Source organism: Arthrobacter sp. TMT4-20, assembly GCF_054510775.1.
This window is the reverse complement of sequence record NZ_JBTNDW010000001.1, coordinates 172,389-191,394: the sequence shown is the minus strand read 5'-3', so window position 1 is coordinate 191,394 and position 19,006 is coordinate 172,389. Positions and strand designations below refer to the sequence as shown.

Sequence of the window (19,006 nt, the reverse complement as noted above, 5' to 3'; positions counted from 1 at the left end):
GGGTTATATCTGTTGAATGGAATCCGTTCGAAAGAGGAATTGCCCAGATGTTTGAGTCGATCCAGAACCTGCTCGATGAGCACGCCGAGCTGCAGCTACGGCTCTCCGACCCGGCAGTGCACTCCGACCAGGTGCTGGCCCGCAAGCTTGGCCGCAGGTACGCCGAGCTGAGCGGTATTGTCGACGCGCACACCAAGTGGGAAGCGCTCAAGGACGACCTTGAGGCAGCTCAGGAGATGGCTGACGACCCCGAGTTCGCCGCTGAAGTTCCGGTCCTTGAGGAACAACTCGCCGCCGCCCAGGAACGGCTCCGCCGTCTGCTGATCCCGCGAGACCCGAACGACAGCCGCGACGTCATCATCGAGGTCAAGGGTGGTGAAGGCGGCGACGAGGCAGCCCTGTTCGCCGGCGACCTGCTGCGCATGTACACCCGGTACGCCGAGACGCGTGGCTGGAAGACCGAGATCATTTCTGCCAACGAATCCGACCTCGGCGGGTACAAGGATGTCCAGATGGCGATCAAAAGCTCCTCCAACGAGCCGGGGGAGGGTGTCTACGCCCGCCTCAAGTTCGAAGGCGGCGTGCACCGGGTCCAGCGGGTCCCGGTCACCGAATCGCAGGGCCGGATCCACACCTCGGCAGCAGGAGTGCTCATCCTGCCCGAAGTGGATGAGCCAGAGGAAGTGGAGATCAGCCAGAACGATCTCAAGATCGACGTCTACCGTTCCTCCGGACCGGGCGGCCAGTCGGTGAACACCACCGACTCGGCTGTGCGCATCACCCACCTCCCCACCGGCATCGTGGTGGCCATGCAGAACGAGAAGTCGCAACTGCAGAACCGTGAGGCAGGCATGCGGGTGCTCCGGTCCCGTATCCTCGCCCACCAGCAGGCGCAGATCGACGCCGCGAACTCGGATATCCGCAAATCGCAGATCCGCACCATGGACCGCTCCGAGCGCATCCGCACCTACAACTACCCCGAGAACCGCATCGCTGACCACCGCACCGGCTACAAGGCCTACAACCTCGACGCGGTGATGAACGGCGACCTTGAAGCGGTGGTCCAGGCGGGCATCGAAATGGATGAACAGTCCCGGCTGGACGCGATTGGCGAGGACGACTGAACGTCCGCTGAATCATGAACGAACAACCCCGCTCCGATGAGTCGCTCGACGCCGCCCTGGTGCGGGCCACCGGTCTTCTGAACGACGCCGGCGTGCCCAGTCCCAGCGTCGATGCTCATCTGTTGGCCGCTCATTTGCTGGGGGAGCCAGTGGGGCGGGTGAAGACCCTTGCGCTGCTGGGCGCGACGGCGCCGGCCGGGTTTTTTGAGCTGGTGGCGGAGCGTGAGCGCCGGGTGCCGCTGCAGCACATTACCGGCGTCGCCTATTTCCGCCGGGTGGAGCTGGCAGTGGGCCCCGGGGCGTTTATTCCGCGCCCGGAAACCGAATCGGTGGCGCAGCTCGCCATTGATCACGCCTTGACGCTGACCCGGCCCAGGGTGGTTGACCTGGGCACCGGGAGCGGTGCGATCGCCGCCGCCATCGCCGACGAAGTGCCTGGCGCCGACGTGTACGCGGTGGAGTTCAGCCCACTGGCGTATGCCTGGGCGGAACGCAATGTGGTGAGCCGGGGCGTGACGCTGATCCTTGGTGACCTGCGGGATGCGCTGGGGGAAGAAGACGGTAGCTTCGATGTGGTGGTGTCCAATCCGCCCTATATTCCGTCGGCAGCGGTTCCCCGGGAACCCGAAGTGGCGGACCACGACCCGCAGATCGCACTGTACGGTGGCGGCGCTGATGGCCTCGAGCTCCCCAAAGCGGCGGCGCTCAGCGCTGCCCGGCTGCTCGTCCCTGGCGGCTACTTCGTGATGGAACACGCCGAGGTCCAGGCACCCGCGATTGCCGCTCTTCTGACAGCAGACCAGCACTGGACCGCGGTTCAGACCCACCAGGACCTCACCGGACGCGACCGCTCCACGTCGGCTGTGCGTAGCCACCCTGCCCATCCCCACGCACCAGTGAAAGAATAATTCTGTGACCACCAGCTATGACTGCTCCGACCCCGCCCAGCGCAGCGACGGTTTAGCCCACGCCCAACGCGCCATCGCGGCCAACCAGTGTGTGGTGGTGCCCACCGACACCGTCTATGGCATTGCCGCCGATGCCTTCTCGCCGCAGGCAGTTGCCACCTTGCTGGCGTCCAAGGGGCGGGGGAGAAGCATGCCGCCTCCCGTCCTGATTCCCCGCGTACAGACGATGGATGGCCTTGCCGCCGAGATTCATCCGGACGCGAGAAAGCTGGCCGAGGCATTCTGGCCCGGCGGTCTGACCCTGATCTTCCGCGCGCAGCCGTCACTGACCTGGGACCTGGGCGACACTCTCGGCACCGTGGCACTGCGGGTGCCCGATGATCGGGTGGTCCTGGACCTGCTGGCCTTGACAGGTCCGCTGGCTGTCTCCTCAGCCAACCGCACGGGAGCGCCGGCTGCAACCACCGCCGCGGACGCCTTCGATCAGCTGGCGGGCTCCGTCCAGGTGTATCTGGAGGGCGGCCCGCGCAGCGCCACCGCCTCAACCATCATTGATGCGACGGGTGATGAACTGCGCCTGGTCCGTGCAGGCAGCATCAGCCTGGACCAGCTACAGGTCGTGGTGCCGGCACTCAAAGACCCGGCTGAGGCTACCGATTCGCCGGAGACTGCCGGCCCGAGCGACCCTGCCGGCCCGACCGGCCCTGACGACGCCGGGACGCCGCACTCTCCAACACCCCGCTGACACGTTGCTCGACCCGGATGCCCTGGGCTGCCGCCCAACCTGGCTCCTGGGCCTGGCCAAACCACATCAGCTCCACCCGGCGCAGGCTGCCGTGGAGCCGTTCGCCGGCAAGTTTCGATACCGCGTAGCCGGCGCGCAGCAGCACGCGGCACAGCCGTCGCGGCAGCACGATGGGCGTACCACCCGCAGCCTCCAGGACAGAGCGGACGGACATCCCCTCGCTCGGCTGGAGGACGACCAACGGGACCGGTCCCTCAAAGGTGCCCACCTTGACGACAAAATCGGCCAGTGATTCGACGGACGTGACCGGCGTCGCGGCAGTACCAGGGGCTGCAACGGAAGCCAGGGGTGAGGCAGCCAACCGGGCGAGCGCCGTCGTCGTCGGCCGGTTGGCACCCTGAACCGAGGTGGCGCGGACGATGACAATGCGTGAGGCGGACGCCGCCGCCTGAAGAGCCTGCTCGCCGAGGGCCTTGCTCCGGGAATAGGCCGAAAAAGGGGCGAGGTCCAGGGACTCGTCCAGTTGGTCCCGCTGCCCCTGGACGGCAGCACTGCTGAGGTGGATTAGACGATCGACCCCGGCCGCTGCACAGGCCTGCGCAAGGATTGTTGGCAGCAGGGCATTCGCTCCACGCAGTTCGGGGGTATCACCGCTGCGGGGTGCGGCCAGGCCTGCTGCGTTCACCACCACCGAAACCCCTGCCAGCGTGGCAGTGAGCCCGGCGAGGGTCGGATGGGTGGATCCCTCGGCAGCAAGCTCGGCCACCGTCGTCGCCTCGCTGCTGAGTCTGGGCGCCGGAGCGCCAGCCACGTCGAGGCCCGCGGCCTCGGCGGCCTGCAGGATCGCCGATCCGACAAAGCCGGTGGCGCCGAGAATCAGCCAGGACATGGTCAGCGGGTTTCCTTCACGTGGGCGGTTCGGTCGGGGTCGACCGGCGGCATTGGCTGCCACTCGGGGTCCCTGAGGATACCCCGCGATTCGATCCAGCCCCGCCACAGGGGAGCGAGACCGGACAGGGAGTGCTCGACAGCCACCAGCCGGAGCACCTCCTTGGCCGCAGTCAGGAGGGTTCCCAGGCCAAACCCCCAACGGTTGAACCTGCCATTGACGCGCAGGTACCGCGCCAGGTGGCCACGGTTCCGCATGCCGCAGTAGCGGCCCAGGTCGTTGGAATCATTCAGGTGGCGCACGCCAAGGTCGATCTGCTTCTGCGGTCTGGCCTTCTTCAGGACATATTCATTGATATAGGCGACCGGTTCGGACTGGGCGATCAGCCAACCGTAGGTGGTGTCGTCTCCGTTGAGGAAAAACCGTGGATCCGGTAGCCCAACGCGGCGCACCACATCGGCGTGCACCAGCATCCCCTCGAAACACCCAACATTGGTGTGGAACACCGGACGGTGCCTGAACACGTTGCCGCGGACCGGGAAGTGCACGCCAAGGAACGCATTGAAGTGGTGCTGCCAGAAAAACGGCTTGCCGGAGTGGTCGAAGCGGCGGCCGTGAAGGCACCGATAGGTTCCCATCCAGGGCTGAAACGCGGCGATCGCACCAGGCAGGGCTTCGACGTCGTCGTCCATCAGCCACAGCCATTCGGCACCCTCGGCGAGGGCCCGCTCAGCCCCAACCGAGAAACCACCGGACCCGCCAACGTTTTTCCGCAACCGATGATGGATCAACGGCATGGGAAGGTTCGCGGATGCGATCACCTCGTCGGTGTTGTCAGTGCTCGCATTATTGACGACGATGACGCTGCTCGGTGCGGGATCCAGGCGTGCGATCGTTTCCAGCAGGACGCGCAGGTAACCGGCGCGGTTGAAGGTGGTGACAACCACCGTCACCGCCGTGGCGGAGGAAGCCACCTCAGTAGCCCTGATCCGACGGTGGCCCGAAGCCACGCCCGCGGACACCGGTGGAATAGGCCTTGAACCACTCAGCGAATCCTCGGAGGTCGCGGTGCTTCAGGAAATATAGCGGGTACCCCACCCCATCAGCGACCAGCGATTTGACCCGCAGATACCGGCGGGTGAGGTACCCGCGGTTGCGGTAATAGAAGTAGCGTTTGAAGGCGGTCTCGGGCACCAGGACATGCAGCCGGTCACCGAGTACCTGCTGCGTCTCGGCCCACCCGGGGGGATGGCTGAGGGCGACTGTCGTCACGGTGCCGAAGGGGATCCCGGCCCGACGAAGGCGCAGCATGAAGTCAGTCTCATCACCGCGGATGAACAGTCGCAGGTCGGGGAGCCCCACCCTGAAAAAAACGTCAGTACGAATCAGCGCACCATTGAAAAACTGGCCAACATCCTTGATGATCCCCAGCTTCTCGACCTCGGCCCGGTCATGCACCGATCGCCCCGCCACCCGGAACGGGAAGGACAGCCTGGTCGGTTCGCCGGGTGCCACGATCAGGGGCACGACGACGTCGAGTCCCTCGGCTTTGGCGGCCGCCAATAGAGTCCCAAGCGCCTCGGGGTCTTCGGGGTGGGCGTCGTCGTCCATAATCCAGACCCACTCGGCACCACTGGCCATGGCGGAGAGGATCGCCAGGGAAAAACCGCCGGCGCCGCCCAGGTTGCTCAGGGAACGGATGTAGTTCACGGGTGCATCGGATTCACCTGCAATGCCTTCGATATCCTGCGTCCCGGAATCGACCAATGCAACCGATGTGAGCGGCACACTCTGTTGGGACAACGCCAGCAGGAGGGTACGGAGGTCGTCGGGGCGGTCAAAAGTTACTGCCGCAACGGCCACGGTATCCTGCAAAACAGTCCTTTCCGGTCCACTCACAACACGCCTCGAAGGCGGTCAGGGCCGGGTAGTGCGGTTAGTATTCTCGGGTAGAGAGAGTCTATTACACCAGCACGGGCTGAGATTCTGCCGTGAGGACTCTCAGCGCACGTTTGAACATTCGCCGAGCCGTTGTTAGGAACCATGAAACTCGCTGACAGCGTGGATCCAGCCCGGGACGGGTCCGGACACCGCACCACGCCCCGATCGGAGAAGCCAGCAATCTGGCTCTGGTCACAGTATATTTTCGACTCAGTCGCCTGGATTGTCGCAATTCTTCTGGCCCTGGTGCTTCGGTATGAACTGCTGATCAACCAGATCAATATGACCGGGGTAGTCGTGTTCTGCGCTGTGGCGCTTGTCGCCCAGCTCGCGGTCGGCCTGAGTTTTGCCCTGTACCGGGGCCGGTACAGCTTCGGCAGCTTCCACGAAGCCAAGCTGCTGGTCATCGTGACCGTCATCGTGTCGGTGATCCTCCTGCTGGTCAGTGTGGTGTTCTTCTCCATTATTGAGATCCCCCGCAGTATCGGCATCATTGCTTTCCCCTTCGCCTGCATGTTCATGGCGTCGACCCGCTATCTCAAGCGCATGTTCGTGGAGAGCAAAGCCAAACCCGGCGAAGACGCACAGCGGACCCTGATCTACGGCGCAGGGTTCCTCGGCGGGTCCCTTGTCGGCCGGATGATCCAGGACCGCGAATCCCCGTATTTCCCGGTGGGCCTGATCGACGACGACCCGGCGAAGAAGCATCTCAGGCTGGCGACCGTGCCTGTACTGGGTCGGCTGGAAGACCTCCCCGGTATCATCGCCCGCACCCGCGCCTCAGTCCTGGTGATCGCCTTCGCTGATGTCGAGGCGGCGCAGGTGCGCAAGGTGTCGGATCTGGTGGCTGGGATGAATATCAAGGTTCTGGTCCTCCCACCGCTGCGCGACATGCTGGCCACCGGGGGATCCGGTGCTGGATTCTCCGATTTCCGGGAAGTTGCGGTCGAAGACCTGATCGGCCGTCGGCCCGTGGATATCCATGCAGATGAGGTGGCAGGTTACATCACGGGGCAAAAGATTCTGGTCACCGGAGCGGGCGGGTCTATCGGGTCCGAACTGTGCCGTCAGCTCGCGCAGTTCAGCCCAGCCGAACTGATCATGTTGGACCGCGACGAAACCGGGCTGCAAACTACCCAGCTGTCGATGACGGGCCGCGGCCTGCTCACCGGCAGAGACACGGTGCTGGCCGATATCCGCGACGCGGATACGCTGCTCGGGATTTTCGAGGAGCGCCGGCCCGAGGTGGTGTTCCACGCAGCAGCGCTCAAACATGTGTCACTGCTGGAGCAGTACCCGGAGGAAGCCTGGAAGACCAACGTGCTGGGCACGCAGAATGTGCTCAATGCGGCCAAGGCAGCGGGGGTGAAGCACTTTGTCAACATCTCGACCGACAAAGCCGCGAACCCCACAAGTGTGCTCGGACATTCCAAACGGGTCGCCGAGAAGCTCACCGCCTGGCAGGCCAGCCAGACCGCAAACAGCTACGTGTCAGTCCGGTTCGGAAATGTCATTGGGAGCAGAGGTTCGATGCTGCCCCTCTTTACCGAGCAGATCAGGGTCGGTGGACCGATCACTGTGACTGACCCGGAGGTCACCCGCTTTTTCATGACCATCCCCGAGGCATGTCAGCTGGTCATCCAGGCCGGGGCGATCGGACGCCCAGGCGAGGTACTCATTCTGGATATGGGCGAGGCAGTCAAAATTCTCGACGTCGCCCAGCGAATGATTGCCATGTCCGGGAAGGACATCGAAGTGGTATTCACCGGGCTGAGACCGGGGGAGAAGCTGCATGAGGAACTGGTGGGGTTCGGCGAAGACGGCGCGCGGCCCCTGCATCCCAAGATTTCCCACACGTCAGTGTCAACACTGGACCCGGTGCATCTGAACCTGGTCGACTGGAAGCGCAAGGGCGGAATCGAAGGTGTATAGCGTGCAGCTGGCGGTGGTGGTCGGGGCCGCCCTAGTGCTCAGTGCAGTGCTGCCTTTTGTCCTCAAACCCCTGCTGGAAAAGCTGGGCGTGCTGGACATCCCCAATGAACGCTCCTCCCACACCACAGTGGTCATTCGGGGGGTGGGTATCACCGTTGCGGTGGGAATCGCGGCGGGTCTGATCCTTTCTCTTGCTACCGGCCTGGTAGCTGTTGACCGGTCGCTGATCCTGATTATCCTGGGGATGCTTTCGGCAGCGGCGCTGCTCGGCTGGGTCGAAGACTACCGCGGCATCTCGATCCAGGTGCGTGCGGTGCTGCAGCTGGCGATCGGCGCGCTGGGCACAGCAGCCCTGGCGTGGACCATTGGCCAAAGCTTCTGGTGGGTCCCCGTCGGCGCACTGGCGGTGGCGGCCTACGTCAACGCAGCCAACTTTATGGACGGAATCAACGGGATCTCCGGCCTGCACGGGGTAGCAGTCGGAGTGTTCTACGCCGTGGCCGGGGTCCTCAACAGCCAGCTGTGGCTGGTCGTCGCAGGCCTGGTCGTCGCGGCAGCATTCGCCGGGTTCCTGCCCTGGAATCTGGGCAGGGGATTTGTCTTCCTCGGCGACGTCGGGAGCTATCTGCTCGGCGCATCGATCGCAGCCATTGCGGTGACAGGCCTGCTCGCGGGCGTGTACCTCGAGTATCTGCTCTCGCCGGTGCTGATCTACCTCGCTGACACCTTTACTACGTTCCTGCGCCGGGTCCGGGCCGGTGACCGTTGGTACGCCTCCCACCGGGAGCATGTCTACCAACGCCTCACCGATGTGGGTCTGACCCATGTGCAGGCGGCGCTGGTCGTCACCGGCGCATCGGTGCTTACCGGAGCTGCCGGATTTGTTGCCGCGACGGCATCGCCGCTCGGAGCGGTCGCCTTCTCGCTCCTCGCCGCAGCAGTAGTGACCCTTTATCTGTATTCCCCACGAATTTTTGCCGGACGGGCGCGGGCCACCCGCGTACCGTAAGTCTCCACCTCTTCAGCCAGCACGGAGCTATTTCTATGTACGGTAGAATTGAACCGCAGCCCGCGGCATTCATCCCGTGGCCTGAGTCGGGGACTTCCCTCACATCGAATCTACGGATGGATTCCCTATGAGCACACCTGACGCCTCGGGCGTCGGTGCCCGTCGAGGCACTGCCCATCCCGCCGCTGATCCTTCGGGATCCCTGTGGTTGGGAATTCTGAAAAAATGCGTTCTGGTCACTACCTCAGCCATTGCTGTGACTGCTGCGGTCGCGGCTTTCGTCACTGGCCCGGGCGCTGCCTTGAGCGCGATGTTCGGGTTCGCGGTCGTCGTCGCTTTCTTCGGCATCAGCCTCGCGGTCGGTCACTTCGCCGGCCGCAACAACCCCTCAGGCGCGATTGGCCTCTTCGCCGTAACCTATGCCATCAAGGTCGTTGGGTTCGCGGTTGTCCTCTTCGTGTTCGGCACTCCACCCTGGCTTGAGGCGAACTGGTTCTTCGGGGGAGCGGTGGGAACTGTGATCCTGTGGCAGACGGTGGAGCTCTACGTCTTCTCCAAGGCCCGGCACCAGCTCTACAACGACCCCGCGCCGACAGCGCCGGTACCAGGAAATGAGTTCGACCTTGGCTGAATCCCATCCTCAGGACCCCCAGCAGGGCGCCTCCCGAGCCGACGCCAGCGACGACGTCAGAGGCCCCTACGGCGAGGGCGGATACAACGCTGGGATAGCAGTCTTTAGCTATATTATTGGCGGGATACTCGTCTGGAGTTTGATAGGGTGGGGGCTGGACAACCTCCTGGGAACACAATGGATAGTGCTCGTTGGAGGTCTCTTGGGTGCAGTCGGGGGTTTCTACCTCTCCCATATGCATAACCTCACCCGCGCTACACCAGCTGATCCCGGTTCGACGCCGCGGGACAGTGGCGGGAAGGCTGGGGAGAACCCTAAGTGAATGTCGAAAACTTAATGTGTCGGAGCAGTAAATCCATGCCCGATCAGAACCTGCCCAACGATGGACACTGCAGAGAGGAAACGCGTTGATCGCGCTTGCGCTCCCGGCCACTACAACGGATGAGGGTTTCATAGCCCCCACAATTGACGACACCCACTACCGGGATATTTTCCCGTGGGGCGGTGAATACGGCGTCTGGTTCGAGGGTGGCTTCGGCAAGCAGATGCTGATGATCATCCTGTCAGTCATCTTTATTGCCATCTTCTTCATCATTGCCTCCCGCAAGGGAAAGCTGGTCCCCGGCAAAATGCAGTTCCTGGGGGAGTCCGCTTACGGATTCGTCAGGAACTCCATCGGTAAGGACATTATCGGCGGCAAGGACTTCATGAAGTATGTGCCGTGGCTCTTCACCGCATTCTTCTTCGTCCTCGTGAACAACATTTTCGGCGCCATTCCGTTCCTTCAGCTGCCGAGCTTCTCCCATCCAGGTAGCGCCTACGCCATTGCGGCGATTTTCTACCTCCTCTGGGTTGGCATTGGTATCAAGAAGCACGGACTGCGTTACTTCAAACTGGCAGTTGTCCCGTCAGGAGTTCCCTGGTACATCCTGCCGATCGTGGTACCCATCGAGATCATCTCGAACTTCCTCGTCCGGCCGGTGACCCACTCACTCCGACTCTTCGCCACAATGCTGGCAGGTCACCTCATCATCACCCTGGCCGGTTCGGCCATTGAATACATGGTGCTGACGGGAAACATCCTGCTGCAGGGTACGAGCGTGCTGGTACTCGTGGGAGCCGTCTCCATGTACATGCTTGAGGTGCTGATCATGATCCTCCAGGCGTACGTGTTCACACTGCTGGCAGCCATCTACATCGAAGGCGCACTCCACGCCGACGCTCACTAGTCCTCACGACTAGCCTAAATTTCACGACTAACACATACAGACTTCCCCGTCGGGGATGATCCCAAACAACCTGTCGCAGCAAGCGGCATCTTGAAAGGAACACAATGGAAGTACAGGGTAGCCTCAACCTCGTTGGATACGGTCTCTCCGCAATTGGTGGTGGTATCGGTGTAGGACTCGTCTTCGCCGCATACATCAACGGTGTAGCGCGTCAGCCAGAAGCCCAGCGGGTCCTCCAGCCCATCGCCTTCCTCGGACTGGCATTGACTGAAGCACTCGCCATCCTCGGCTTGGTCTTCGCGTTCGTTATCGGCGCGTAATTACGCGTCCGCTACGGTCCATAGACTAGCTAAAGAAAGACGGGTGAAACATGCTTAACGCAGCGATAATGGCGGCAGAAGAGGGCACAAGTCCTCTGGTCCCGAATCTGTGGGAACTGCTCGTTACGTTGGTGGGCTTCGCGGTGCTGATGTTCATCGTCATCAAGTTCGTGATGCCGGCGTTTGAGAAGACGTTCGCAGAGCGGACTGCAGCCATCGAAGGTGGCATTGCCAAGGCTGAAGCAGCACAGGCTGAAGCAAACGCAGCGCTTGACGAATACAAGCAGCAGCTGGTGGATGCACGCACTGAAGCCAACCGCATCCGTGAGGAAGCACGCGCCGAAGGTGCGCAGATCCTCGCGGAACTGAAGGAAAAGGCCGGGGCTGAGTCAGCTCGTATCACCGAGCAGGCACACGTCCAGATTGAAGCAGAACGTCAGGCAGCTGTTGTGTCACTGCGCGCCGAAGTTGGCACGCTGGCAACCGACCTCGCCAGCCGCATCGTCGGAGAGTCGCTCTCTGATGATCAGCGGTCCGCGCGGGTAGTCGATCGCTTCCTGGCCGACCTCGAAACTCAGAGCGCAGGTGCATCGAAGTAATGGCAGGTGTATCCAGCCAGTCCCTGGCAACGGCACTCAAAGATCTAGAAACCCGTCTGCCCGGCGCAACGCTGTCGCTCGCCGAGGAACTCTTCGGGGTCCTCGACATGCTCGACAACAACGCCGGTCTCCGTCGTGCGCTGACCGATCCTTCCCGCGAAGGCAGGGATAAAGCCGCACTGGTTTCGACCCTGGTAGCTGGCAAGGTCTCGGAGCAGACAGCGTCGGTGGTCAGGGATCTGGTCTCCATGCGCTGGGCAGTGGCCCGCGATCTCGGGGACGCGCTGGAAACCCTCGGCGCAACCGCTGCAATTGCTGTAGCGGAGAACCGGGACAATGGTGCAACGAGTCTTGAGGGTCTGGAAAACGACCTTTTCGACTTCATCAGGACCGTTGAATCAAGCCACGAATTGCAGCGCGCTCTGTCCGAGCGGCAGGCAACCGTCGACGCAAGGGTAAACCTCGCGTTGAAACTGGTGCCACACGCCGGAGCCGAAGCGCAGCTGTTGGTGCGTCAGGCAGTTCAGGCGCCCCGCGGCATCAAGCCCACTCACTTGGTGAAGCGGTTCGTAGAGCTCGTGGCCAAACGGCACGACCGCTGGATTGCGAACGTCAGCGTTACCCGTCCGCTGACCGATGAACAGTTCGCACGGTTGCAGCAGGGCCTCAATTCCCTGTTCGGTCGCGAGCTCAGGACCAATGTCACAGTGGAGCCGTCGCTAATCGGCGGGGTCCGCGTCCAGGTTGGCGATGAAGTGGTTGACTCCACGGTAATCGCCAGGCTGTCTGAACTGCGGCGAAAGCTAGCGGTGTAGGCCGGGCAACCGTCCTATCCCAGACACACAACAGACTTCAATCACACACCGGTCGCCGTGAAGCAGCGGCGATCACAACACAGGAGAGCAGGGACTGCAGATGGCCGAATTGACCATCAACGCCGAAGACGTCCGTAATGCGTTGAACGAGTTTGCGGCATCCTACGAGCCCGGCAACGCCGAACGCGTTGAAGTAGGCCGCGTAAGTACCGCCAGCGATGGCATCGCCAAGGTAGAGGGTCTGCCTTCGGTGATGGCCAATGAATTGCTGCGTTTCGAAGATGGCACTCTGGGCCTCGCCCAGAACCTCGACACCCGTGAAATCGGCGTCGTCGTCCTCGGTGATTTCACCGGCATCGAAGAAGGCCAGGAAGTCCACCGCACCGGGGAGATCCTCTCCGTGCCAGTGGGCGACGCCTTCCTTGGCCGAGTGGTTGACCCCTTGGGACAGCCCATCGACGATCTCGGCGAGATCAAGGCTGAAGCACGCCGCGCACTGGAGCTTCAGGCTCCCGGCGTGACCGAGCGTAAGTCGGTGCACGAACCCATGCAGACCGGTCTCAAGGCGATCGACGCCATGATCCCGATCGGCCGGGGCCAGCGCCAGCTGATCATCGGTGACCGCCAGACCGGTAAGACCGCCATCGCGGTAGACACCATCATCAACCAGAAGGCCAACTGGGAATCCGGCGATGTCAAGAAGCAGGTTCGCTGCATCTACGTCGCAATTGGACAGAAGGCCTCCACCATTGCTGCGGTACGCCAGACCCTGGAAGACAAGGGCGCCCTGGAGTACACCACGATCGTTGCTTCACCTGCCTCCGATCCTTCAGGCTTCAAGTACCTGGCTCCCTATGCAGGTTCGGCCATTGGCCAGCACTGGATGTATGCCGGCAAGCACGTACTGGTGATCTTCGATGACCTTTCCAAGCAGGCTGAAGCCTACCGCGCGGTGTCGCTGTTGCTGCGTCGTCCACCGGGACGCGAAGCCTACCCGGGCGACGTGTTCTACTTGCACTCCCGTCTGCTTGAGCGTTGCGCGAAGCTCTCCGACGAGCTCGGAGCGGGTTCGATGACCGGTCTGCCGATCGTCGAGACCAAAGCCAACGATGTCTCCGCGTTCATTCCGACCAACGTCATCTCGATCACCGATGGGCAGATCTTCCTGCAGTCGGACCTCTTCAACGCCAACCAGCGTCCAGCAGTGGATGTCGGCGTCTCGGTGTCACGGGTGGGTGGTTCAGCACAGGTCAAGGCCATGAAGAAGGTCTCGGGCACGTTGAAGCTGGACCTCGCGCAGTACCGGGACATGCAGGCGTTCGCCATGTTCGCCTCGGACCTGGATGCAGCATCGCGTCAGCAGCTGACCCGTGGGGCGCGCCTGATGGAACTGCTCAAGCAGGGCCAGTATGCACCGTTCCCCGTAGAGGATCAGGTTGTTTCGATCTGGGCCGGCACCAACGGCTACCTCGACGACGTACCGGTTGAGGACGTCCGCAAGTTCGAAGGCCAGTTCCTCGAGCACCTGCGGCACAAGTCGTCGGTCCTGACCACTCTGGCCGAGACCAACCTCCTTGAGGACTCCACCGTTGACGAGCTGAAGAAGCAGATCGACGACTTCAAGCAGGGATTCTTCGGCGAAGGCCACGATGGTCTGGTAGCCGGTCACGAAGAGTACAGCGCCCTCTCCGAGGACGAGGTCGACCAGGAGAAGATCGTCAAGCAGAAGCGCTAGGGAAACCGGTGCCGGGGTGCGTCAAGCGCCCCGGCACCACCCCCGGCCTTAGCCGTAATCCCCAGGTGGACTACGAAGGAAAGGACATGTATGGGAGCCCAGATCCGGGTCTACCGCCAGAAGATCACGTCGACCACGTCGATGAGGAAGATCTTCAAGGCGATGGAGCTGATCGCGACTTCTCGCATCGGCAAAGCAAGGGCACGAGTATCCTCGTCCCTGCCCTACGCCAATGCGATCACCCGTGCCGTCTCAGCAGTGGCATCGCAGTCAGAGATCGATCACCCGCTTACCACCGAGCCGGAGCAGATTCGGCGATCGGCGGTTCTCGTGATGACCTCGGACCGCGGACTCGCAGGATCCTACTCAGCGAGCGTGCTGAAGCAGGCCGAATCACTGATCGAGCTGCTTCGGGAGGAAGGCAAGGAAGTCAAAACCTACCTTGTCGGTCGGAAGGCGCAGGCCTACTTCGACTTCCGCGACCGCGCATTCGAGAACGTGTGGATCGGCGGTACTGACGCGCCGGATTTCGAAACGGCACGCGAGATCGGCAAAGCACTGCTCGCCGAGTTCGGTACGGACTTCGACGACGGCGGCGTCGACGAGATCCACGTGGTTTACACCCGCTTCAAGTCAATGGTGTTGCAGGAACCTACGGTAATCCGCCTGCTTCCCCTTGAGGTCGTTGAAGAGGAAGCAGCGTCCGAGTCGGATCTGTTGCCGCTCTACGAGTACGAGCCGGAGCCCGAAATGGTTCTGGACGCACTGCTTCCCCGCTACATCGAGTCGCGGATCTTCGCGGCCTTGTTGCAGGCCGCAGCGAGCGAACTCGCCGCCCGTCAGCGGGCAATGAAGTCCGCAGGCGACAACGCAACGGACCTCATCAAGAAGTACACCCGGCTCCGCAACACTGCGCGCCAGGCGGAGATCACCCAGGAACTGTCGGAGATTGTGGCAGGTGCGGACGCGCTCAGCGCGTCCTGACTTCGCCCCGATCGACCAGTTCCAGAACCTGCTCCACCCTAGTTAGACTTAGCCCCACGCCATCTACGTAAGTGAAGTGAGAGAGATGACTGCCCAGACTATTGAGCACGGTAGTGACTCAGTTGCATCCGGCGGCACAGGTCGAATCGCCCGTGTCATTGGCCCGGTTGTCGACGTCGAGTTCCCGGCTGACGCCATTCCCGCAATCTACAACGCGCTGACCACTGAGATCACTCTCAATGGTGAGACGCACATGATCACCTTCGAGACCTCACAGCACCTCGGTGACAACCTGGTGCGTGCAATCTCGCTCCAGGCCACCGACGGTCTGGTCCGGGGAACCGTTGTCCACGACACCGGCAGCGCCATCTCGGTACCTGTTGGCGACGTCGTCAAGGGTCACATCTTCAACGTTCTGGGCAAGCCCCTCGACGTCGAGGAGTCTCAGCTGGAGATCACCGAACGGTGGCCCATCCACCGCAAGCCGCCGGCATTCGCCCAGCTTGAGGGTTCGACCGAGATGTTGGAAACCGGCATCAAGAGCATTGACCTGCTCACCCCGTACATCAAGGGTGGCAAGATTGGCCTCTTCGGTGGCGCCGGTGTTGGCAAGACGGTGCTGATCCAGGAAATGATTACCCGTGTGGCCCGTAACTTCGGTGGCACGTCGGTGTTCGCTGGTGTTGGCGAGCGTACCCGTGAAGGTAACGACCTCTGGGTAGAAATGGAAGAAGCAGGGGTCCTCAAGGACACCGCGCTGGTCTTCGGCCAGATGGATGAGCCACCAGGAACGCGCCTCCGGGTTGCCCTGTCAGCCCTGACCATGGCTGAGTACTTCAGGGACGTCCAGAAGCAGGACGTATTGTTGTTTGTTGACAACATCTTCCGCTTCACCCAGGCCGGTTCCGAGGTGTCGACCCTGCTGGGCCGGATGCCTTCCGCGGTGGGCTACCAGCCAAACCTTGCTGACGAGATGGGTCTCCTCCAGGAGCGCATCACCTCAACCAAGGGCCACTCGATCACGTCGATGCAGGCCGTGTACGTGCCTGCGGATGACTACACCGACCCGGCACCAGCTGCGACCTTCGCGCACCTCGACGCGACCACCGAGCTGTCGCGTGAGATCGCGTCCCGCGGTCTGTACCCGGCGATCGACCCGCTGACATCGACCTCGCGGATCCTCGATCCCCAGTACATTGGCCACGATCACTACAACACTGCGGTGCGCGTCAAGCAGATCCTTCAGAAGAACAAGGAACTGCAGGACATCATCGCTATCCTCGGTGTTGACGAACTGTCTGAGGAAGACAAGATTGTTGTCTCCCGGGCCCGCCGTATCCAGCAGTTCCTGTCGCAGAACACCTACACGGCGAAGCAGTTCACCGGTGTTGAGGGTTCCACCGTCAGCATCAAGGACACCATCGAAGGCTTCAACGCCATCGCCAACGGCGACCTTGACCACATTGCTGAGCAGGCGTTCTTCAACATTGGCGGTCTTGACGACGTCGAGCGCCAGTGGGCCAAGATCCAAGAGCAGACCGGAAAGTAGCTCTCATGGCTGAACTCGAAGTAGAAATCGTCGCGGCGGATCACTTTGTGTGGTCCGGCGCGGCGACCATGGTCAGGGCGCGCACCAGCGATGGCGAGATTGGCATCCTGCCTGGGCACGCTCCGATGCTCGCCATCCTGGCTGAAGGCGAAATGGCAATTGAACCTGTCTCCGGCGAACGACTGCTGGTTTCGGTTGACGGTGGTTTCTTCTCCGTCGACAGCAACCGGGTAGTAATCGTGGCCGACAACGCGAAGATCGGCGGCCCAGTGTCCGCGGAGACTCGCTGACAGATTCGGCGATGGACGGTCTCGGTATAGCGTTCATCACGCTCGCAGCGGTGTTCCTGCTGCTGGTGCTTGCCATTCTGGCCTTCGGTCTGCGACGCCTACAGCTCCGCGGGGCGCTAGGCACCTTCGACGCCTCCATCTGCTTCCCTCCCGAGGGATGGCGGATGGGGGTTTGTCGTTATACGGACCGTCACCTGGAATGGCTCAGGATGGCGTCCCTGAGCCCGCGGCCCCGCTACCGCTACCTGCGCAGTTCCCTGGAGCTCAAGGGATGGCGACAGCCAACCGAGGCTGAAAAGAGAAGGATTCAGCCCGGGGCGGTGGTGGTATGTCTGGACTATGAGGGTCAGGAATTGCTGTTGGCCATGAAGTTCGATGTATACGCCGGACTGTCATCCTGGCTTGAAGCGGGACCGGTTGTCGGGATCGGTACCTGGCGCTAGCGCTTCCTTTGAATAGCGTTTATCCACTGGGGACCTCCACGCAGCTGCGTGGAGGTCCCCAGTGGTTAAAGCTCTTGCTGTCTAGCGGACAGCTTTGTCGCTAGAGGGCGGTAACCCCGGTAGCCTGGGGGCCCTTGGCGCCCTGACCGATTTCGAACTGAACACGCTGGTTCTCGTCGAGGGTCTTGAAGCCACCGGTCTGGATCTCCGAGTAATGTACAAAGACATCGCCGTCGGAGTCATCCGGGGTGATGAAGCCGAAGCCCTTTTCAGCGTTGAACCATTTCACAGTTCCCTGTGCCATTTGTTTCTCCTCCATAATGAAATGTTCTGACCCACACACTGCATGTGAACCCGGAGTCACTTCACGGAAACAACCTATCGGCACCCGAGATACACGGTTCCGTTTCGGATGTCACACGCTCGCAACATTGTCTTGCGAGCATGCTAAAACACGTACACAAAGACTGGAACAAGCATCACATAACGGCTAGTGCTGGTCAACGGAATTTCAACCATTGTTCGGTAAATTTATCGTCTCGAACAGAGCAAAAGTATTGGTCCGATCGCCTAGAGCGGAGCCAGCCAGACGCCTTCGCGAAGCACCGCCAGCAGGTGCAGGTCGGGGGAGACCACCACTGCGTCCGCCCGCAGCCCGAGGCGAAGACTGCCGAGCTCATCGGCAAGACCGAGCACATTGGCCGGTACGACTGTCGCCGATGTGATGGCGTCGAGGAGCGGTACCCCGGCGGCGACGGTCCGGCGCACCACATCGAGGAGCACTGCGGTGCCACCAGCGAGGGATCCGGTGCGGTCAAGGGTGGCAACACCGTCGGTGACTGTGACCGCCGACGATCCGAGGTGATACGCGCCGTCGGGGAGCCCGGTGGCCGCCATGGAGTCGGTGACCAAAGTGATGTTTTCGGCGCCAACCAGTTCGAAGACGGTGAGCACGGTCTGAGGGTCGAGGTGGGCGTTGTCGGCGATCAGCTCAACGACGGCGTTGCCCGCCTTCGCGATCCTGAGGCAGGCGGCAACCGGCCCGGGGGAGCGGTGATGCAGGGGCGGCATTCCGTTGAAAAGATGGGTGACGGTGGGGCGTCCGGTGTACCCATCGAATCCAGTGGAGTCCATCTCCTCCCATGCCAGTGCGAGGGAAGCGGCTGCGGTTGAGGTATCGCAGTCGGTGTGCCCGAGCGAGGGGGTGATGCCGTGGGTGGTCAGCTCATCAATCAGGGCGTCCGCGCCGGGAAGCTCCGGGGCATAGGTCATCGTCTTCATCCGCCCCTGAGCCGCATCGATCAGCGCCGCTACATACTCCGGGGTGGGGGCGACAATGTGGTCGGGATTCTGGGCGCCGCAGCGAACCTTGGAGACAAACGGGCCTTCGGCGTGGATACCGGCAATCAAACCCTCTTCCGCCAGCTCCGCCAGAACTGAGAGTGCTCTCAACAGGTCGGCGGGGGGCGCAGTCATCGTACTGGCGAGGGATGTTGTGGTTCCGCTCCGTTGCAGGAAGTCAATCGCCATCCGGGTCTGGGTTGCATCGCCGCTAGTGAAGTCTCCACCGTTGGCGCCATGGCAGTGGGTATCGACGAGGCCGGGGAGAACGAGGCTTCCTGGTGGGAAGGTACGCTCGGGCTCAGAGTCGCCGCCGCGGAACCCAGCCGCTGGTCCGGCGTAAGCGATGCGGTCGCCGTCGTAGGCGAGGACACCGTCATCAATGATGCCCGACTCAGTGGCGATGCGTCCGCGGAGGTAGTTCACGGGTGAAGTTCCTGAATTTTCGCTGCTGGACATACCCCGATTCTATGTGCAGCGGACCAATATGGCCTGGGCACAGCAGGGTCGGGGAATAGGGGG

At 62.2% G+C, this 19,006-nt stretch carries 21 protein-coding genes; 16 read left to right on the top strand and 5 right to left on the bottom strand.

All coding sequences use genetic code 11. The features are described 5' to 3' along the window. Nucleotides 1-47 precede the first annotated feature (47 nt). From prfA to ACX80Z_RS00880, 3 genes are read left to right on the top strand one after another with little or no spacing between them, the layout of a single operon-like run. Nucleotides 48-1,124, top strand: coding sequence for a peptide chain release factor 1 (gene prfA, locus ACX80Z_RS00890; RefSeq protein ID WP_019483132.1), 1,077 nt, complete (start codon nucleotides 48-50; stop codon nucleotides 1,122-1,124). Nucleotides 1,125-1,138: 14 nt separating this feature from the next. Then, nucleotides 1,139-2,032: a peptide chain release factor N(5)-glutamine methyltransferase gene (gene prmC, locus ACX80Z_RS00885; protein ID WP_459314619.1), complete on the top strand. Its 894-nt coding sequence runs from the start codon at nucleotides 1,139-1,141 to the stop codon at nucleotides 2,030-2,032. 4 nt (nucleotides 2,033-2,036) lie between these two features. Beyond that, nucleotides 2,037-2,777, top strand: a complete 741-nt coding sequence (locus tag ACX80Z_RS00880; protein WP_019483134.1) for an L-threonylcarbamoyladenylate synthase — start codon at nucleotides 2,037-2,039, stop codon at nucleotides 2,775-2,777. Here ACX80Z_RS00880 and ACX80Z_RS00875 read toward each other — a convergent pair. From ACX80Z_RS00875 to ACX80Z_RS00865, 3 genes are read right to left on the bottom strand one after another with little or no spacing between them, the layout of a single operon-like run. Continuing rightward, nucleotides 2,683-3,666 (bottom strand): NAD-dependent epimerase/dehydratase family protein, encoded by a 984-nt coding sequence (locus ACX80Z_RS00875; protein ID WP_459304493.1) that lies wholly within the window; start codon nucleotides 3,664-3,666, stop codon nucleotides 2,683-2,685. The genes ACX80Z_RS00880 and ACX80Z_RS00875 overlap by 95 nt on opposite strands. Nucleotides 3,667-3,668: 2 nt before the next feature. Beyond that, a complete protein-coding gene (locus ACX80Z_RS00870; RefSeq protein ID WP_459304492.1) occupies nucleotides 3,669-4,640 on the bottom strand; it encodes a glycosyltransferase in 972 nt (323 codons plus the stop codon). Nucleotide 4,641: 1 nt separating this feature from the next. Further along, nucleotides 4,642-5,541: a glycosyltransferase gene (locus ACX80Z_RS00865; protein WP_459314618.1), complete on the bottom strand. Its 900-nt coding sequence runs from the start codon at nucleotides 5,539-5,541 to the stop codon at nucleotides 4,642-4,644. Nucleotides 5,542-5,709: 168 nt separating this feature from the next. Between ACX80Z_RS00865 and ACX80Z_RS00860 the strand changes: the two genes are divergently transcribed. The 13 genes from ACX80Z_RS00860 (at nucleotide 5,710) to ACX80Z_RS00800 (ending at nucleotide 17,143) form a co-directional block, all read left to right on the top strand. After that, on the top strand, nucleotides 5,710-7,539 hold the full coding sequence (locus ACX80Z_RS00860; protein WP_019481297.1) for a polysaccharide biosynthesis protein: 1,830 nt from the start codon (nucleotides 5,710-5,712) through the stop codon (nucleotides 7,537-7,539). 1 nt (nucleotide 7,540) lies between these two features. After that, nucleotides 7,541-8,548: an MraY family glycosyltransferase gene (locus ACX80Z_RS00855; RefSeq protein WP_019481296.1), complete on the top strand. Its 1,008-nt coding sequence runs from the start codon at nucleotides 7,541-7,543 to the stop codon at nucleotides 8,546-8,548. Nucleotides 8,549-8,675: 127 nt separating this feature from the next. Continuing rightward, nucleotides 8,676-9,179: a hypothetical protein gene (locus ACX80Z_RS00850; protein ID WP_459314617.1), complete on the top strand. Its 504-nt coding sequence runs from the start codon at nucleotides 8,676-8,678 to the stop codon at nucleotides 9,177-9,179. Then, complete coding sequence (locus ACX80Z_RS00845) at nucleotides 9,172-9,501, top strand: hypothetical protein (RefSeq protein ID WP_459314615.1); 330 nt, start codon at nucleotides 9,172-9,174, stop codon at nucleotides 9,499-9,501. Before ACX80Z_RS00850 ends, ACX80Z_RS00845 begins: the two co-directional genes overlap by 8 nt. 85 nt (nucleotides 9,502-9,586) lie before the next feature. Then, on the top strand, nucleotides 9,587-10,408 hold the full coding sequence (atpB, locus tag ACX80Z_RS00840; protein ID WP_019481293.1) for a F0F1 ATP synthase subunit A: 822 nt from the start codon (nucleotides 9,587-9,589) through the stop codon (nucleotides 10,406-10,408). Between the two features lie 104 nt (nucleotides 10,409-10,512). Continuing rightward, nucleotides 10,513-10,728 carry an ATP synthase F0 subunit C gene (locus ACX80Z_RS00835; protein ID WP_019481292.1) on the top strand — a complete coding sequence of 72 codons (216 nt, stop codon included), beginning with the start codon at nucleotides 10,513-10,515 and terminating at the stop codon, nucleotides 10,726-10,728. 50 nt (nucleotides 10,729-10,778) lie between these two features. Further along, nucleotides 10,779-11,327: a F0F1 ATP synthase subunit B gene (locus tag ACX80Z_RS00830; RefSeq protein WP_024475444.1), complete on the top strand. Its 549-nt coding sequence runs from the start codon at nucleotides 10,779-10,781 to the stop codon at nucleotides 11,325-11,327. Beyond that, nucleotides 11,327-12,142, top strand: coding sequence for a F0F1 ATP synthase subunit delta (locus ACX80Z_RS00825; protein ID WP_019481290.1), 816 nt, complete (start codon nucleotides 11,327-11,329; stop codon nucleotides 12,140-12,142). Before ACX80Z_RS00830 ends, ACX80Z_RS00825 begins: the two co-directional genes overlap by 1 nt. 100 nt (nucleotides 12,143-12,242) lie before the next feature. Next, nucleotides 12,243-13,877: a F0F1 ATP synthase subunit alpha gene (gene atpA, locus ACX80Z_RS00820; RefSeq protein WP_019481289.1), complete on the top strand. Its 1,635-nt coding sequence runs from the start codon at nucleotides 12,243-12,245 to the stop codon at nucleotides 13,875-13,877. A 90-nt stretch (nucleotides 13,878-13,967) separates the two neighbouring features. Further along, nucleotides 13,968-14,861 carry a F0F1 ATP synthase subunit gamma gene (locus ACX80Z_RS00815; protein ID WP_459314614.1) on the top strand — a complete coding sequence of 298 codons (894 nt, stop codon included), beginning with the start codon at nucleotides 13,968-13,970 and terminating at the stop codon, nucleotides 14,859-14,861. Nucleotides 14,862-14,946: 85 nt separating this feature from the next. Further along, a complete protein-coding gene (gene atpD / locus ACX80Z_RS00810; protein WP_019481287.1) occupies nucleotides 14,947-16,410 on the top strand; it encodes a F0F1 ATP synthase subunit beta in 1,464 nt (487 codons plus the stop codon). A gap of 5 nt (nucleotides 16,411-16,415) precedes the next feature. After that, a complete protein-coding gene (locus tag ACX80Z_RS00805) occupies nucleotides 16,416-16,700 on the top strand; it encodes a F0F1 ATP synthase subunit epsilon (protein WP_019481286.1) in 285 nt (94 codons plus the stop codon). An 11-nt stretch (nucleotides 16,701-16,711) separates the two neighbouring features. Further along, the gene (locus ACX80Z_RS00800; RefSeq protein ID WP_019481285.1) at nucleotides 16,712-17,143 is read left to right on the top strand and encodes a DUF2550 domain-containing protein; all 432 of its coding nucleotides are present in this window, start codon (nucleotides 16,712-16,714) and stop codon (nucleotides 17,141-17,143) included. A 100-nt stretch (nucleotides 17,144-17,243) separates the two neighbouring features. Here ACX80Z_RS00800 and ACX80Z_RS00795 read toward each other — a convergent pair whose 3' ends face one another. Both ACX80Z_RS00795 and ACX80Z_RS00790 read right to left on the bottom strand, forming a co-directional pair. After that, a complete protein-coding gene (locus ACX80Z_RS00795; RefSeq protein WP_019481284.1) occupies nucleotides 17,244-17,447 on the bottom strand; it encodes a cold-shock protein in 204 nt (67 codons plus the stop codon). Between the two features lie 266 nt (nucleotides 17,448-17,713). Beyond that, nucleotides 17,714-18,943: an N-acetylglucosamine-6-phosphate deacetylase gene (locus ACX80Z_RS00790; RefSeq protein ID WP_459314612.1), complete on the bottom strand. Its 1,230-nt coding sequence runs from the start codon at nucleotides 18,941-18,943 to the stop codon at nucleotides 17,714-17,716. Nucleotides 18,944-19,006: the final 63 nt, after the last annotated feature.